12 protein-coding genes and 1 pseudogene are annotated in these 16200 nt (G+C 71.3%); 8 read left to right on the top strand and 5 right to left on the bottom strand.

Translation table 11 applies throughout. The features are described 5' to 3' along the window. Nucleotides 1-470 precede the first annotated feature (470 nt). The 5 genes from AOK23_RS23210 (at nt 471) to yjfF (ending at nt 6461) form a co-directional block, all read left to right on the top strand. Nucleotides 471-1520: a LacI family DNA-binding transcriptional regulator gene (locus tag AOK23_RS23210; RefSeq protein WP_055714602.1), complete on the top strand. Its 1050-nt coding sequence runs from the start codon at nt 471-473 to the stop codon at nt 1518-1520. 151 nt (nt 1521-1671) lie between these two features. Then, a complete protein-coding gene (locus AOK23_RS23205) occupies nt 1672-2685 on the top strand; it encodes an ABC transporter substrate-binding protein (protein WP_055714601.1) in 1014 nt (337 codons plus the stop codon). A 94-nt stretch (nt 2686-2779) separates the two neighbouring features. Further along, nucleotides 2780-4312: a sugar ABC transporter ATP-binding protein gene (locus AOK23_RS23200; RefSeq protein WP_055714600.1), complete on the top strand. Its 1533-nt coding sequence runs from the start codon at nt 2780-2782 to the stop codon at nt 4310-4312. After that, nucleotides 4309-5433 carry an ABC transporter permease gene (locus AOK23_RS23195; RefSeq protein WP_055714599.1) on the top strand — a complete coding sequence of 375 codons (1125 nt, stop codon included), beginning with the start codon at nt 4309-4311 and terminating at the stop codon, nt 5431-5433. The genes AOK23_RS23200 and AOK23_RS23195 overlap by 4 nt, the downstream gene beginning before the upstream one ends. Further along, nucleotides 5433-6461, top strand: coding sequence for a galactofuranose ABC transporter, permease protein YjfF (gene yjfF / locus AOK23_RS23190; RefSeq protein ID WP_055714598.1), 1029 nt, complete (start codon nt 5433-5435; stop codon nt 6459-6461). Before AOK23_RS23195 ends, yjfF begins: the two co-directional genes overlap by 1 nt. A 139-nt stretch (nt 6462-6600) precedes the next feature. Here the strand turns inward: yjfF and AOK23_RS23185 are convergent, their stop codons facing one another. After that, nucleotides 6601-7038 (bottom strand): MarR family winged helix-turn-helix transcriptional regulator, encoded by a 438-nt coding sequence (locus tag AOK23_RS23185; protein ID WP_055714597.1) that lies wholly within the window; start codon nt 7036-7038, stop codon nt 6601-6603. Between the two features lie 137 nt (nt 7039-7175). Here AOK23_RS23185 and AOK23_RS23180 point away from each other — a divergent pair, with 137 nt between their 5' ends. Next, entirely contained in the window at nt 7176-8198 is a 1023-nt protein-coding gene (locus AOK23_RS23180; protein ID WP_055520912.1) for an NADP-dependent oxidoreductase, read from the top strand. 114 nt (nt 8199-8312) lie between these two features. On the opposite strand, the gene AOK23_RS23175 is transcribed toward AOK23_RS23180, so the two are convergent. Continuing rightward, entirely contained in the window at nt 8313-9485 is a 1173-nt protein-coding gene (locus AOK23_RS23175) for a serine hydrolase domain-containing protein (protein ID WP_055714596.1), read from the bottom strand. A gap of 81 nt (nt 9486-9566) precedes the next feature. Then, a pseudogene (locus AOK23_RS23170) lies at nt 9567-12120 on the bottom strand (M14 family zinc carboxypeptidase). A 345-nt stretch (nt 12121-12465) separates the two neighbouring features. Here AOK23_RS23170 and AOK23_RS23165 point away from each other — a divergent pair. Further along, nucleotides 12466-13302, top strand: a complete 837-nt coding sequence (locus AOK23_RS23165; RefSeq protein ID WP_055714595.1) for a thioesterase II family protein — start codon at nt 12466-12468, stop codon at nt 13300-13302. A gap of 63 nt (nt 13303-13365) precedes the next feature. On the opposite strand, the gene AOK23_RS23160 is transcribed toward AOK23_RS23165, so the two are convergent. Both AOK23_RS23160 and AOK23_RS23155 read right to left on the bottom strand, forming a co-directional pair. Beyond that, complete coding sequence (locus AOK23_RS23160) at nt 13366-14016, bottom strand: response regulator (protein WP_055714594.1); 651 nt, start codon at nt 14014-14016, stop codon at nt 13366-13368. Further along, a complete protein-coding gene (locus AOK23_RS23155; protein ID WP_240496515.1) occupies nt 14013-15191 on the bottom strand; it encodes a sensor histidine kinase in 1179 nt (392 codons plus the stop codon). The genes AOK23_RS23160 and AOK23_RS23155 overlap by 4 nt, the downstream gene beginning before the upstream one ends. A 132-nt stretch (nt 15192-15323) precedes the next feature. Here AOK23_RS23155 and AOK23_RS23150 point away from each other — a divergent pair, with 132 nt between their 5' ends. Further along, nucleotides 15324-16049, top strand: a complete 726-nt coding sequence (locus AOK23_RS23150; protein WP_055714592.1) for a class I SAM-dependent methyltransferase — start codon at nt 15324-15326, stop codon at nt 16047-16049. The last annotated feature ends 151 nt before the right edge of the window (nt 16050-16200 follow it).

The following is a 16200-nucleotide window of genomic DNA, read 5'->3' as shown; positions in this document are numbered from 1 at the left end:
GCCCTTGAGGGCCCCCGCGTCGGGCCTCATGGGCTCGGCGTTGGTGTCGCGAACACCCCCGTGGTGCTTGTCCACAGCGGTGGCCCGAGTGGCGGGCGGCGGGGGTGGGAAAGCGAGGGGCCGTGGTGTCAACACCGCAGGACCTGGGCCTTTTTCGTGGGCGTAACGTGCGGCCAGGAGGGGCCCCGGCGCGGTCCCGGCGGGAGGTCGCGTTATTCAACCGTGACGACTTCCCTGCCGCAGCCCTCTTGACCCGCGGGAATTGTTAGCGCTCACAATGACCTCCGCATTCACCAGTCGGTTCCCGACGGCACCCGAGGAGGTACGAGCGTCGTGCCAGCAGTGCTCCAACCCGCTTTCCCCGCCGGTGCCATGGGAACGTCCGGAACCCCGGCGTGAAACCGACGACGCGGAGCGCTCCGCCCGCAGCAGAGGTCTTATCCGCCGACGACCGCCGAGGAGGTGCGGCCGTGACACACTCACCGCTCCGGCCGCCCACCATGGCGGACGTCGCCCGCCTCGCGGGGGTCTCCCACCAGACCGTCTCCCGGGTTCTGGGGGACCACCCCAACGTGCGGGACGAGACCCGCGCCAGGGTGCAGCGCGCGATCGAGGAGATGGGCTACCGTCGCAACTCCTCCGCGCGGGCCCTGGCCACCCGGCGCACCCGGACCCTAGGTGTGGTGGCCTCCAACACCACGCTCTACGGGCCGGCCAGCACCCTGTTCGCGCTGGAGGAGGCGGCCCGGGCCGAGGGGTACCTGGTCTCGACGGTCAGTGTGCGCAAGCTGACCGTGGAGACTCTCTCCGAGGCCCTGGACCACCTCAGCGACGGCGGGGTGGAGGGTGTGATCGCCATCGCCCCGCAGCGGTCGGCGGTCGAGGCCCTCGCCGAACTCCGCCGCCCCTTCCCGGTGGTGGCCGTGGGCACGGGCTCCGCGTCCACGGTCCCGAGCGCCAACGTCGACCAGTACCTCGGCGCCCGGCTCGCCACCGGCCACCTGCTGGCCGCCGGCCACCGCACGGTCTGGCACCTCGCCGGACCCGAGGACTGGCAGGAGGCCGCCGACCGGGTCGCCGGCTGGCGGAAGACCCTCGAAGAGGCAGGCGTGGAACCGCCGATGCCCCTGAGGGGTGACTGGAGCCCGCTCTCGGGTTACCGTGCGGGCCAGGAACTCGCCGGCTGGGTGGGCCGCGGTCTGACCGCCGTCTTCGTGGCCAACGACCAGATGGCACTGGGGGTGTTGCGGGCCCTGCGCGAAGCAGGGGTACGCACTCCCCAGGACGTCGCGGTGGTCGGCTACGACGACATCCCCGAGTCGGAGTTCTTCGCACCACCGCTCACCACGGTCCGACAGGACTTCTCCGCGGTGGGCCAACGGAGCATCGCACTGCTCCTGGACCTGATCGAGGGCCGGACCCCCTCGGGTCCGACCCGCATCGCCATCGAACCCCAACTCGTCGTCCGGGCCAGCACCTACCCGTACGCATCCCCGCCGGGGACCGCACCACCCGGCTGACCCGGCGCCCACCCACCCCGAACTCACCATCCCTCAGCATCCCTCAGTACGGCCGACATTTCGAACGATGATCGACAGGCTGGACGCCATGCGGCCGGTCCACCCAGTACCAGCAGGTCCACCCGGACCGGCTCTTCAAAGGAGAAGGCACATGCTCAACAGAAGGAACTTCCTCACCGCGGCGGTCGGCGTGGCGGCAGCGACGGGCCTGGCGGCCTGCGCCAAGGACGACGGCGGCTCCGGCGGCACCGGCGGTTCCTCCGGCGGCGGCAGCAAGAAGATCACCCTCGGCTTCTCCCAGGTCGGCTCCGAGTCCGGCTGGCGCAGCGCCAACACCGACTCCGTCAAGTCGGCGGCCAAGGAGGCGGGTTACAACCTGAAGTTCTCCGACGCCCAGCAGAAGCAGGAGAACCAGATCTCCGCGATCCGCAGCTTCATCGCGCAGAAGGTGGACGTCATCGCCTTCTCGCCCGTGAAGGTCACCGGCTGGGACGCGGTGCTCCAGGAGGCCAAGGCCGCGAAGATCCCGGTGGTCCTCACCGACCGCTCCGTGGAGACCAAGGACGAGTCCCTGTTCGTGACCCTGGTGGGCTCCGACTTCACGGACGAGGGCCGTCGCGCCGCCAAGATCCTGGAGAAGGTCCTGGAGAAGGCCGGCCACAAGGGCAAGGTGAAGATCGCCCAGCTGGAGGGCACCACCGGTTCCGCCCCCGCGATCGAGCGCGCCAAGGGCTTCAAGGAGGTCATGGAGGCGGAGCACAAGGACGACTGGAAGATCGTCGTCACGCAGACCGGTGACTTCACCCGCGCCGGCGGCAAGCAGGTCATGGCGGCCTTCCTTCAGTCCAACCCGGACATCGACGTCCTCTTCGCGCACAACGACGACATGGCCATCGGCGCCATCCAGTCCATCGAGGCGGCCGGCAAGAAGCCCGGCAAGGACATCCTGATCGTCTCGATCGACGGTGTGAAGGACGGCTTCGTGGCCATGTCCGAGGGCAAGATCAACGCCATCGTCGAGTGCAACCCGCTGCTCGGCCCCCAGCTGATGGAGGTCGTGCAGACGGTCAAGGACGGCGGCTCGGTCGAGCGCTGGATCAAGACCAAGGAGAGCGACTTCATGCAGGACCAGGCCAAGGACGCCCTCCCCACCCGCAAGTACTGACCCGCACCTTCCGGCAGGGAGCCTCCGGCCGACCGACCCCTCGGTCCCCGGGGCTCCCTGCGGGCCTGAACGAAATCCAATGAGGAGCGCTGCCATGGCAGAGCCACGGCCCGTCCTGGAGATGACGGGCATAGTCAAGGAGTTTCCGGGGGTACGGGCTCTGTCGGGCGTCGACTTCCGGCTCTTCCCCGGCGAGATCCACGCCCTCATGGGCGAGAACGGCGCCGGCAAGTCCACCCTGATCAAGGTGCTCACCGGCGTCTACTCCCTGGACGGCGGCACAATCACCCTCGACGGGACGTCCGTACGGTTCGCCAGCCCCCTCCAGGCGCAGCAGGCCGGGATCAACACGGTCTACCAGGAGGTCAACCTCTGCCCCAACCTGTCGGTGGCGGAGAACATCTTCATCGGCCGTGAGCCCACCCGCTTCGGCCGCATCCAGTGGAAGCGGATGCGCAAGGAGGCCGCGGAACTCGTCGACCGGCTCGGCCTCGACATCGACGTGACCGCGCCGCTGTCCGCGTACCCGCTGGCCGTGCAGCAACTGGTCGCGATCGTACGGTCGGTGAGCACCGGCGACGGCGAGGGCCAGGGCACCAAGGTGCTCGTCCTCGACGAGCCGACGTCCAGCCTCGACCGGGACGAGGTCCTCGAACTCTTCCGCCTCATGCGGCGGTTGAAGGACGACGGCGTGGCGATCCTCTTCGTCTCCCACTTCCTCGACCAGATCTACGAGATCTGCGACCGCATGACCGTCCTGCGCAACGGCACCCTCGTCGGTGAGCACATGGTGAGCGACCTCGACCAGGTCGGACTCATCCAGCTCATGATCGGCAAGGAGCTGGACAAGCTGGAGGAGCTCCACGAGCACCAGCTGCGCGCGGACGTCGGCGAGACCCTGCTGCACGCCGAGGGACTCGGCCGCACCGGTGGTATCGCCCCCTTCGACCTGGAGATCAAGAAGGGCGAGGTCGTGGGCCTCGCCGGACTGCTCGGCTCGGGCCGCACCGAACTCGCCCGGCTGCTGTTCGGCGCCGACCAGCCCGACAGCGGCAAGGTCACCGTGGGCGGCAAGCAGGTCCCGATGAACGCCCCCAACGACGCCATCGGCGTCGGGGTCGCGTTCTGCTCGGAGAACCGCAAGGCCGAGGGCCTCGTACCGGACCTGACGGTGCGGGAGAACATCATCCTCGCCCTCCAGGCGGCCCGCGGCTGGACCCGGCCCATCCCGGCCGCGCAGCGCGACGAACTCGTGGCCAAGTACATCAAGGCCCTCGACATCCGCCCCGCCAACCCCGAGGCCCGCGTCGGCCAGCTCAGCGGCGGCAACCAGCAGAAGGTGCTGCTGGCCCGCTGGCTGATCACCCAGCCCAAGCTGCTGATCCTCGACGAGCCCACGCGCGGCATCGACATCGGCGCCAAGGCGGAGATCCAGAAGCTCGTGGTGTCCCTCTCCGAGGACGGCATGTCCGTGCTCTACATCGCTGCCGAGCTGGAGGAGGTCCTCCGCCTCAGCCACACCATCGGCGTGCTGCGCGACCGCAAGCTGGTGGCGCGCCTGACCAACGGGCCGGAGATCACCACCAGCAGGATCCTGGAGACCATCGCGAGCGGAGAACACCAGTGAGCACCCCATCCGCAGCCACGACGTCCCGCTGGCGGGCGCTGACGCACCACCACCTGTTCTGGCCGGTCGCGGTCCTGGTGGCCCTGCTGCTCGTCAACGTGCCCTTCACGCCCGACTTCTTCTCGATCAAGATGACGGACGGCCACCTCTACGGCAGCCTCGTCTCGATCGTGCTGTTCGGCTCGCCGCTGATCCTGGTGGCGGTCGGGATGACCCTGGTCATCGCCACCGGCGGCATCGACCTCTCCGTGGGCGCGGTCGTCGCCATCACCGGCGCCCTGACCTGCTCGTACATCAGTGACCAGGCCGACCAGAACGCGCTGTCGGCGGTGTTCCTGGCCATGGGCGTCGGCCTCGTCGCGGCGGTGGTCTGCGGTCTGTGGAACGGCTTCCTGGTCGCCCGCATGGGCATCCAGCCGATCATCGCCACGCTGATCATCATGGTCGCCGGCCGCGGTGTGGCCCAGCTGATCACCGACGGCCAGATCATCACCATCAACAGCGAGCCGTACAAGCTGATCGGCGGCGGCTACTGGCTGACCCTGCCGTTCTCCATCTTCGTGGTGGCGGTGGTCGTCGCCGTCACGGTCGCGTTGACCCGCCGAACCGCCCTCGGCCTGCTCGTCGAGTCCGTCGGCGGCAACGCCGAGGCCAGCCGCCTGGTCGGCATCCGCTCCCGCCGCATCATGATCATGGTGTACGTGTTCTGCGCCGTGTGCGCGGGCATCGCCGGCCTGATGATCAGCTCCAACACCTCGGCGGCGGACGGCAACAACGCGGGTCTGTGGATCGAGCTGGACGCGATCCTCGCGGTCGTCATCGGCGGCACCTCGCTGCTGGGCGGCCGGTTCTCCATCGGCGGCACGGTGATCGGCGCCCTGGTCATCCAGACCCTCACGACCACGATCTACACGATCGGCGTCCCGACCCAGACGAACCTGGTCTTCAAGGCCGTCGTCGTCATCGTCGTCTGCCTGCTCCAGTCCCCGAAGTTCCGCGCGAAGGTCTTCGGCGCCAAGTTCGGGCCCAAGTCCGGTGCGGCGAGCGGCGGCAGCGCCGCCGCCGAGCCGGCGAAGACCGTCACGACCGCCGAGGCCGCCCCCAAGATGGAGGTGTCGTGATGAGCGCGACCACCCAGACCCCGACGGCCCCGGACAGCCGTACGACGCCGCCGTCCAAGCTCGCCACGCTGCTGGGCGACCGCCGGCTGCCGGTCCTGGTGACCGCCACGCTCTTCCTCGTGATGTACATCGCGGGCCTGAGCCGCTACCAGAACTACGGCTTCGGTGAACCGCAGGTCTTCCTGAACCTGTTCATCGACAACGGCTATCTGCTGGTGGCCGCCGTCGGCGCGACCTTCGTCATCCTGTCCGGCGGCATCGACCTCTCCGTCGGCTCCGTCATCGGCTTCACGACGATGTTCACGGCCTGGATGGTGGAGCGCCAGGGGGTGCCGCTGCCGGTCGCCGTCCTCCTCGCCCTGGGCGTCGGAGCGTTCGGCGGCTTCCTGATGGGCTATGTGATCCACAACTTCGAGATCCAGCCGTTCATCGTGACGCTCGCCGGGCTCTTCCTCTTCCGTGGACTGTGCCTGGTCATCACCGAGGAGTCGATCTCGGTCAGCGACGCCTCGGTGAGCAGCCTGGCCCAGACGCGAGTGTCGCTCGGCCTCGGGGATCTGTCGATCGGTGCGATCGCGGCCCTCGTGGTCATCGGCGTCGCGTTCTACGTGCTGCACTACACCCGCTTCGGACGCCGTGTGTACGCCATCGGCGGCAACGAGCAGTCGGCCATGCTGATGGGCCTCCCGCAGGGCCGCACCAAGATCGCCGTGTACACGGTGAGCGGCTTCTGCTCGGCCCTGGCCGGCCTGCTGTTCATGCTGTACATCCAGTCCGGAGACCCGCTGCACGCCGTCGGTATGGAACTCGACGCGATCGCCGCGACCGTCATCGGGGGAACCCTGCTGACCGGCGGCTCCGGCTATGTCATCGGCACGCTGTTCGGCGTCCTCGTCCTGGGCCTCATCAAGAGCATCATCCAGTTCGAGGGCACCCTCAGCTCCTGGTGGACGAAGATCGCCACGGGTGTCCTCCTGTGCGCGTTCATCCTGATCCAGCGCGCGATGACGGCCCGCAAGAAGACCTGACCGCCGGCGAGAGCCGTCCTCGACACCGGAGCGGCCCGGCGCACGAACCCCGTGCGCCGGGCCGCTCCCGTTGTCGGGCCTTCCCCAGGTGGCGCAGGAGCAGCATCGCGTGACTGGGCGGTGAAGGCTACGGGGTGCGCTACGCCTCCAGCATGCGCTGCAGCAGGTCCCGCAGGGACTCCCGTTCCTTCGTCGACAGGCCCGCCAGGGGCTCCCGGGCGAAGTTCAGGGACTCGCGCAGGCCGCGGGCGACCTGGCGGCCCTCCGTCGTCGCGGCGGCCAGCTTCACCCGGCGGTCCTTGGGGTCGGGGCGGCGCTCGACCAGGCCCCGGGCCTCCAGCCGGTCCACTATGCCGGTCACGTTCGACGGCTCGCAGCGCAACTTCTGGGCCAGCTGACGCATGGGGAGCGGTTCGAGGGAAAGGAGGCCGAGGAGGCGGGCCTGGGCCCCGGTGAGGGCGTGCTCGGCCGCGGCGTCCTCGTACTCCGCGTGATAGCGGGCCACGACGGTGCCGATGAGTTCGACGACCTCGACGGTCAGCGGGTCGGCGCGGGGTGTCGTCCTCTGTGTGGCCATGCTCTCCAGGCTACCTCTTTACTTGACAGCATGAAATATTCAGGAGCATGGTTGTTTCAGGTACTGAAGTAACCGCACGGTATGTACGGACGACCCCGATGATCCGTACGCCGCACGCACCCGCAGGAAGGCCCCCCATGTCCGACACCTCCGCCCTCCCCGCCACCAGCCGCGAATGGCACCTGCTCAGCCGCCCCGTCGGCTGGCCGAAGTCCGAGGACTTCGCCCTGGTCGAGGCGGAGATCCGGCAGCCCGCCGCCGGTGAGGTCCTGGTGAGGAACAAGTTCCTCTCCGTGGACCCGTACATGCGCGGCCGCATGAGCGCCGCCAAGTCGTACGTCGCCCCCTTCGAGCTGGGCAAGGCCATGCAGGGCGGCGCCGTGGGCGAGGTCGTCGCCTCCGCCGCGGACGGCATCGCCGTCGGCGACCACGTGCTGCACTTCGGCGGCTGGCGCGAGTACGCCACCTTCGACGCCAAGCAGGCCGTCAAGGTCGACCCCGACGCCGCGCCCCTGTCCACCTACCTCGGTGTCCTCGGCATGACCGGCCTCACCGCCTACGCCGGTCTGCTGCGCACCGCCTCCTTCAAGGAGGGCGACTCCGTCTTCGTCTCCGGCGCCGCCGGTGCCGTCGGCAGCCAGGTCGGCCAGATCGCCAAGCTCAAGGGCGCCTCCCGCGTCATCGGCTCGGCCGGATCCGACGACAAGGTCAAGCTCCTCGTCGAGGAGTACGGCTTCGACGCGGCCTTCAACTACAAGAACGGCTCCGTCGCGGAGCAGCTGCGCGAGGCGGCGCCCGACGGCGTCGACGTCTACTTCGACAACGTGGGCGGCGACCACCTGGAGGCCGCCATCGGGCAGCTCAACCGCGACGGCCGGATCGCCGTCTGCGGCATGATCTCCGTCTACAACAACACCGAGCCCGCTCCCGGCCCGAAGAACCTCGCCCGCCTCATCCAGACCCGCGGCCGCATCCAGGGCTTCCTCGTCGGCGACCACTACGACCTCCAGTCGCAGTTCGTCCAGGAGGTCGGCCCCTGGGTCGCCTCGGGCGCCCTCAAGTACCGCGAGACCGTCGTCGAGGGCATCGAGAACAACCTGGAGGCCTTCCTCGGCGTCCTGCGCGGCGACAACACGGGCAAGATGATCGTCAAGCTCTGACGCCCACCCCGTGACGCGCCCCGGTCGTGGTCGTTGCACACGACGGAGTCCGCACCCCTGGACGTGGGGTGCGGACTCCGTCGCGTTCCGGCCGCTCGGTCGCGGCCGCTCGGGTCAGACCTTCAGGGCCGCCGCGTGGGCCGCCCGCACCAGCCCCACGTTCTCCGGCGCCGCCCCGCCCGGGTAGGCCATGCGGCGGCGGGTGTAGCCGTAGGCGAGGCCGCTGCGGGGGTCGGCGAAGGCCTGGGAGCCACCGGCGCCGCTGTGCCCGAAGGCGCCGGCGCCGAGGAACGGGTAGGCGTTCTCGGCGGTGGCCTGGAAGCCGAGCCCGAACGCCTTGTGGGCGCGGGCGACCAGGTCGTGGCCGACGGAGTGGATCTGGCCGAACTCGGCGACCGTGTCCGCCTTCAGCAGTGGCGGACGGCCGTTCAGCCCGTCGACGGCCGCCGCGTACATCCCGGCGAGACCGCGGGCCGATGCCGTACCGCCCGCCGACGACTGGCCCTTCTCCCGCACCGGACGGGAGTTGGGGAAGGAGGTCAGGTCGTCGGCCCCCGGGATGTGCGTGTTGAAGGCGATCGCCGCCAGCGTGTGCGGGCCCTGCTCCACCGCGTCCAGCTCCGCCTGCTGGGCGGGCGTCGGCAGCATCGGCTGGACGGAGCGGAAGCGCGGCTCGTCACCGGCCGGCAGCCCCAGATGGAAGTCCAGCTCGTACGGGGCGCGGATCCGCTCCTCGTACACCTCCTGGAGCGAACGCCCCGTGGCGCGGCGCACGACCTCTCCCGTCAGGGCGCCGATGACGAGCGCGTGGTAGCCGAAGGCCGCGCCGGGGCGCCAGAACGGGCGCTGCCCGGCGAGGCGTTCGGCGATGACCCGGTCGTCGGCCAGCTCCTCGGCCGTGAACCCGGTGTCCGGGCCGAGGAGGCCCGCCCGGTGTGCCAGCAGCTCCCGCAGCGTCACCGCCCCCTTGCCCTCGGCCGCGAACTCCGGCCAGTAATAGGCGACTTCACGGTCCAGGTCGAGGACGCCGTCCTGGACGAGGAGCGCGACCACGAGATGGGCGGCCCCCTTGGTGGAGGAGAACACGCCGTGCAGCGCGTCCGCGGACGCCTCCCCGTCGGGGCCGACCCACAGATCCACGACCCGGCGCCCGCGCACATGGGCGCACAACTGGCCCTCGTAGTCGGGGCGTTCGCCCGCCACGAACGCGGTGAAGCGCTCCCGCACCTCCTCGAATCCGGCGGCCACCGTGCCATGGACGGTGACCGTCCGGTTCGCCTCGGTCATACCTGCGCTCTCCTTGCTCGGCCTGCGGCGGTCGACGACGGTCGACGACCGCCGACGACGGTCGACTGATCGGGCGGTCCCTCAGGACACCGTCAGCAACGCCCGCCCCACCTGTGGGAATTCCCCCTTCGGGTGGGCGCGGAACAGGGGCTCGGTGCCGAAGAGGACCGCGTGCGGGCCGCGGACCACGGACGCCTGCCCCGCCGCCGCTGCCGGGCCGCCGCTCCCGTCGTCCTGGGGCCGCCAGTGCCCGGACACCAGCGGGTCACCCGTGCCGTACGACTGCTCCACGGTGACCTCGGGGCCGAGGCCGGTGAACCAGACGGGCGCGTAGACGAAGCCGTGGTCGGGGGCGCCGCCCGTCACCGGTCCGCCCGCGTTCACCACGCGCACCACGCCGTTGGCGTCCCCGTTGCCCTCGACCGCCGTCGCCTTCAGCAGCCCGGTGGCGTTGCTCAGCGCGGCCCCGGCCGCGCCCCCGCCGACGAGGCCGTGGCCGGTGAGGAAGCCGGTCAGCGCCGTCCGCGCGGCCGCGTTCAGCCCGTCGTACGACAGACCGGACGACACGAACAGCACATCGGCCCGCGACCAGTCGAAGCCCGCGTTGAGAACCGCGGTCGACACCGGGACCACGTCGAAGCCCATCTCCCGCAGCGCGAACAGCTCGCCCGCCGAGACCGCCGCCGCGACCCGGACGGGCCGCAGCACAGTGCCGCCGCTCGCCCTCGTCGACGCGAACACCACGTCGTGCGAGCGGGCGAGCGCCGCCGCCTTCCGGCGGGCCGAGGACGGCACGAGGGCACTGCCGTCGGCCGCCTGCCGCACCCGGACGCCGTCCCTCAGTTAGGGAGTTGAGGGCGGCGATCTCCTGCGGGGAGTCGAGACGCAGACGGAGCGTCCCGCGTGGCGCCACCCGGCCGACGTGGGCCGCGGACCGCACCGGGCGCACGGGCAGCGCCGACACCCGGCCGCTCTCCGCCGCCACCACCGTCGCGCCCCACAGCCGGCCGAGACTCCAGCCGGAGATGTCGTACATCACCGACACCTTGTCGCTGATGTCCCGCCCGTCCGCCAGCAGCGCGTTGGCCAGCCCGCGCTTGGCCTGGCGCATGTCGACGACGTACGACCCCTTCGCGTACGTCCGTCCGCCGAGCCGGAAGCCGGCCGTGGCGCGGGTGACACGGATGTCGTTGGCGATCAGATGGTCGACGAGGCGCGCGGCGGCCGTCGCGGAACGCTGGGTACGGCCCGCCGGAACGACGTACGCGCGCGGGAACTCGGCCGTGTACACGTCCTCCGGGCCGATGCCGGGCACACCGGGCACGGTCTCCTCGGACACCGGCACCTGGGCGGCGCCCGCGGCACCGCGGCGGAACACCTCGATCTGGTCGGCGAGGAGCGAGGACCGCTTCTCCCGCACGAAGCCGAGCGTGGCCTCCATGGCCGCGCCCGCCACGTCCACGTTGATCGCGGACCGACGGCGCAGCTCGGCCACCGGCAGCGACTCGTACGCCGCGTTGTTGACCTGGAGCGGGATCTCCACGGTGTGCGCGGCGACCGTCCCGTGGAAGGCCGCGTACTGCGGGGTGAAGACCGGCGGCCAGTCGTCCCAGCCCTCCTCCGAGTCGCGGAAGGGGATCTGGGCGGGGTCCACGCCGTCCTTGTCGTGGGTGTAGCCGAGGCCGTTGACGGCGGCCTCCATACGCAGGGCGTTGGCGTAGGTGTTCTTCAGGAAGAGGTCGTACTCGTAGTTCTCGCCGTGCGGGGGAGTGGTCGGCTCGATGAGGGTGCCGTTGACGTACCCGTGCAGGTCGAGCATGACGGCCGGCTGCTTGCCGATCTGGATCCGCCGCATCGCGCGCACCTCGGGCTGCGAGGCGGTCACGAAGTCGCGGTTCATGTCGAAGCCGCTCGCGTTGGTCCGGGTGCCGGCGATCCGGCCGTCCGGGTTCGCCGTGATGTTGAAGTACAGCCGACTGTGCGTCAGCAGGTCCTTCGTCCGCGTGTCCTTCGCCTTCGCGAGCCGCTCGATGAGCCGCAGGGCCGCGTCGGTGCCCTCCCACTCGTTGCCGTGGATGTTGTTGTTGAAGAAGACGGGCGTCTTGTACGTCTTCTTGAGGGTCCGGTCCTTGGCCGCGAGTCGGGGCGCGTTCTCGATGCGTTCGCGCATCCGGGCCTGGGCGCGGGCCTGCCGAGCGGTCTCCGGGGCGGTCACGGTGACCAGGTAGAGGCGGTGGCCGCCGGCCGAGCGCCCGGCGATCTCGACGCTCACCCGGTCGCCGAGCGCCTGGAGGGCGTTCAGCTTCGGGGCGATGGCGTGGTACGGGGTGAGGCCCAGCTTGATGGACTTGTCGGCGGGGTTCTCCGGGTCCGGGGCGAGGACCTGCTCGCGGGGGTAGCCGCGGACGGTGCGCCCGGCGTCGTCCGCCAGGTCGGTCTCGGGTGCGGTGAGGGCCCGGTGGGCCGCGCTCGCGGGGGCGTCGGACGCGCCCCGGGGGAGCGGGTCGCCCTCGCGGACCGTCGGCCGGGGATCGGCGCCCGCGGGATACGGGGCGATGAGCAGCGCGCCGGCGGTGACGGCGACGACGGCGGCACTGAACAGCGTGGATCTCGGACCGGGTCGGGGCGGACGCACACTACCTCCTGGAGTGGGGGATCCTTGACGGCCGGTGAGCGGGTGTCGACCACAGGTGGTCTACATGTTCGACTCCCGCGCAACAAGAGGGCCCCGGCGTCACGGACGTCTCGAACAGGGCGGTGGCGTGGGTGTGTTGGGGGTGCGGGGCGGGCAGGACGGCACGGTGAGCGGACGTCGTGGGGAAGTGCCGGACGGCGGAGGACGCGGGGATGCGACGATGCGGGTGCTGTCGCACGACGCACGAACCCGTTCGAGAGGTCCCTGGATGTCTGGTGAGGCGCGGAAGCACCGTGAAGTGAGCACCGTGATAAGGCCGTCGGGCGCACGGGCGGAGGGCGGGCGATGGTGAACCGCCGAGAAGACGTCTGGCTGCGCCGCTTCCCGCAGGCGGGGAACACCCCCACCGGCCCTGGCACCGGCGCCGACTGCGAACTGGTCTGCTTCCCGCACGCGGGCGGCTCCGCCGCCTACTGGCGGCCCCTGGCCGTCGCCCTCGCCCCGGCCGTGGACGTGGCGGCCGTGCAGTACCCGGGACGGCTCGACCGGCTGTCCGAGGCGCCGGTCGAGGATCTGCACCTGCTGGCCGACCTGATCGCCGAGGCGCTGGGCCCGCCGGGCGACCGGCCCCGCGCGCTGCTCGGCCACAGCATGGGGGCCTCCCTGGCGTACGAGGTGGCTGTACGGCTCGCCCGGCTGCCCGGCGGTGAGCCGCGGCTGCTCGTCGTGTCGGGCCGCCGCGCGCCCTCCGCGGCCCGGGGCCGGAACCGCAACCTGAACCGGCCGGTGGACGACGCCGAACTCGTCAGCCGCATCCAGGGGTTGGGCGGCACCGACGCCATGATCCTCGACGACGCGGAGCTGTTGGAGCTGATCCTGCCGGCGCTGCGCGGCGACTACCGGGCCCTCGCCTCGTACGAGGACACCCCCGGCCGCCCCCTGTCCTGCCCCGTGGTCGCCCTGGCCGGCGACCGGGACCCGCAGGCGACCGTCGAGGAGGTCCGGGGCTGGGGCGAGCAGACCTCGGGCGACTTCCGCACCCGCGTGTTCGAGGGCGGCCACTTCTTCCTCAACGACCACCCCGAGGACGTCGTCGACCTGATCCGCGGACTGCTGCCGACCCGCGCCGGCCGACCGCCTCACGCCGAGCCGCGCAGGCCGACCGCCACCGGCTCACCGTGACCGGACGTCAGCCGGCTGCTTCACGGAACTGCTCGACCGTCGACGAACGCCTCACCACCCGGCTCATGGGGTGAGGTCCGCGTCGCGGGCCATGAGGGCGGCCTGGACGCGGTTGCTGACGTCCAGTGCGGTCAGGATGCGGCTGACGTGGGCTTTGACGGTGCTCTCGCGCATGGTGAGGCGGGCGGCGATGTCGGCGTTGGTGTCGCCCTGGGCGAGGAGGGCGAGTACGTCGCGTTCGCGGGGGGTGAGCCGGTCGACGCGGGCCTGGGCCTGGACCGCCTGGGGCCGGGTGGTGGCGTGGTAGCGGTCGATGAGGCGGCGGGCCGCCGTGGGGTGGAGCATCGCGGAACCGGCGGCCACCAGGTGGACGGCACGCAGGATCTCGGCCGGGTCGGTGTCCTTGAGGAGGAAGCCGTCGGCTCCGGCGCCGAGCGCGTCGTAGACGTACTGGTCGAGGTCGAAGGTGGTCAGGGTGATGACCTTCGGCGGGTGGGGCAGCGCCCTCAGCCGGGCGGTGGCGGTGATGCCGTCCATGCGGGGCATGCGCACGTCGACCAGGGCGACGTCGATGCGGTGGGCGCCGGCCTGCTCGATGGCCTGGAGGCCGTCGGCCGCCTGGGCGACGAGGTCGATCTCCGGGTCGCTGTCGAGGAGGTCGGCCAGACCGAGGCGGACCAGGGCGTCGTCGTCGACGATCATCGCGCGGATCATGCGGGGGTGCCGTTCTCTTCGGTGCCGTTCTCTTCTGTGCCGGCCGGGTGGGAGATGCGGGCGGCCAGCCGCCAGGAGCCCCCGCCGGCCGGTCCCACGGTCAGATGGCCGCCGAGGGCGCTGACGCGTTCGCGCAGGCCGACGAGCCCGTAGCCGGAGCCGACGCCGGCCGTCGGCCCGGGGAGACCGGCGGGGTTGGTGACCTCCACCAGGGTGGCCGGCGCCCGGTAGTCGATCGTCATGGTCACCGGGGCGCCGTCGGCGTGCTTGCGGGCGTTGGTCAGGGCTTCCTGCGCGATGCGGTACACGGCCAGGCGGTGGGTGGTGGGCGCGTCCTCCGGTCGGCCCTGGATCGTCAGGGCGACGGACTGGGAGGCGGCGCGAACGTCGTCCACCAACTGGCGGACATCGCCGGAAATCGGCGCGGGCACGGCACCGGCACCGTTCGGCGCGGCGCCGGGAGCACGCAACACACCGAGCACGCCCCGCAGATCGGTGAGCGCTTCCGTGGAGGCGCCCCGCAGCAGGGCCAGTCGTTCGGCGACCGGCCCGGGCAGGGTGTCACCGCGGGTGGCCAACACGCCGGTGTGCAGGGCGATCAGGCTGAGCCGGTGGGCGAGGACGTCGTGCATCTCCGCCGCGATCCGGGACCGCTCCGCGACCCGCGCGGCCTCCTCGCGCAACTGCGCCTCGACGCGCAGATGCTCCACATCGGCGGCCAGCGCCCGCACCAGACGCCGGCGGCTGCCGATCCACAAGCCGACGACATACGCGAAGAGCCACACGACCAGGGCGGTGAGGTACTGCTGCTGCCCCCACAGCCGGGTCGGCGGGTAGCCGACAAGGTTGGCGCCCAGCACCGTGACGACACAGAGTGCGGCCGCCTTCGTCCGGCGGGCCGCGGTCAGGGCGTACAGGGCGAGGGCCATCACTGTGGCTATGATCCATCCCCACCACACGGTGACCGCGGCGACCACGAAGGGTGCGACGGGCCAGCGCAGCCGCGGCACCAGCAGGGCCACCGCGCACGCCACGGCCGAGGCGCCGAGGGGAATCACGTGCCAGCCGTCGCTGACCGAGAGCGCGCCGTTCACCGCGGCGATGGCGACGAAGAAGGTCACGCCCGCGCCGCGTCCGACGGCTGCCGCCTTCGTCTGGATCCTGGTGCTGTTCACCGTCGTCATCCTAGGCAAGCACCCCTCGGCCGTCCTTCGACGATCGGCGGCGCCCATCCCCTACTTTCGTAGGGGGAAGCCGTGGGAGAACGGCGGATTTGCCGCCGCACGGCGATTTCTAGCGTCGTCTGCATGGATGACTGGTGCACCTCCCACGAACGCGTTCCGGCGCAACTGCAGGCCGACGGCTGGATGTTCTTGATCGAAGCGGCCCGTGATCTGCGTACCACCGGCGCGATCGCCCCCAGCGGCAGGGCCCTGGCCCGCGCCCTGACCGATCCCGTCCGGGCCCAGGGGTCCCGTCCGCTGGCCGTCCTGGAAGTCGGCGCCGGCACCGGCCCGGTCACCCGGGCCCTGATCCCCCAACTGTCCCGGGGCAGCCGCCTGGACATCGTGGAGGCCAACCCCCGCTTCGCCGCCCAGCTGCGCCGCCTGGTCGCCGGGCACCCGGACCTGGTCCACGCGCCCGGACGGGTGCGCGTGCACGAGACCTTCGTCGAGGAGCTGGACACCGACCAGCGCTACGACGTCATCGTCTCCGGCCTGCCGCTGACCAACTTCGCCCCCGACCAGGTCGAGCGGATCATGGCCCGCTACCTGGACCTGCTGCATCCTGGCGGCACACTCACCTACTTCGCCTACCTCGGCACCCGCAGGGCGCGCGCCCTGACCGCCTCCCGGGCCGAAGCACGCCGTCACGCCGCGGTGGACGAGGTCATGGCCGCCTACCAGCGCGCCTACTCCACCGGCCGCTGGACGGTCTGGGCCAACCTGCCCCCCGCCCGTGTCTGGCACCTGCGTCGCCCCCTCGTGTCCGCGGAATCCTCCGAGCGGCGTCTCGCCGAGGCGCGTCGGTGAACGCGGTCTCCGACATCCTGGGTCACCTCTCGCCGGTCGCGGTCTACGCGGTGGTGGCCACGGCGGTGCTGGCCGAGTCGGTTCTGCTGGTGGGCGCGTTCATCCCCACACTGACCCTGCTCCTGACCGCGGGCGCGCTCGCTCGGACCGG

The organism is Streptomyces torulosus, from assembly GCF_001419765.1.
In the GTDB taxonomy this organism is placed as follows: Bacteria; Actinomycetota; Actinomycetes; order Streptomycetales; family Streptomycetaceae; genus Streptomyces; species Streptomyces torulosus.
This window is presented reverse-complemented; position numbering and strand designations above follow the sequence as displayed.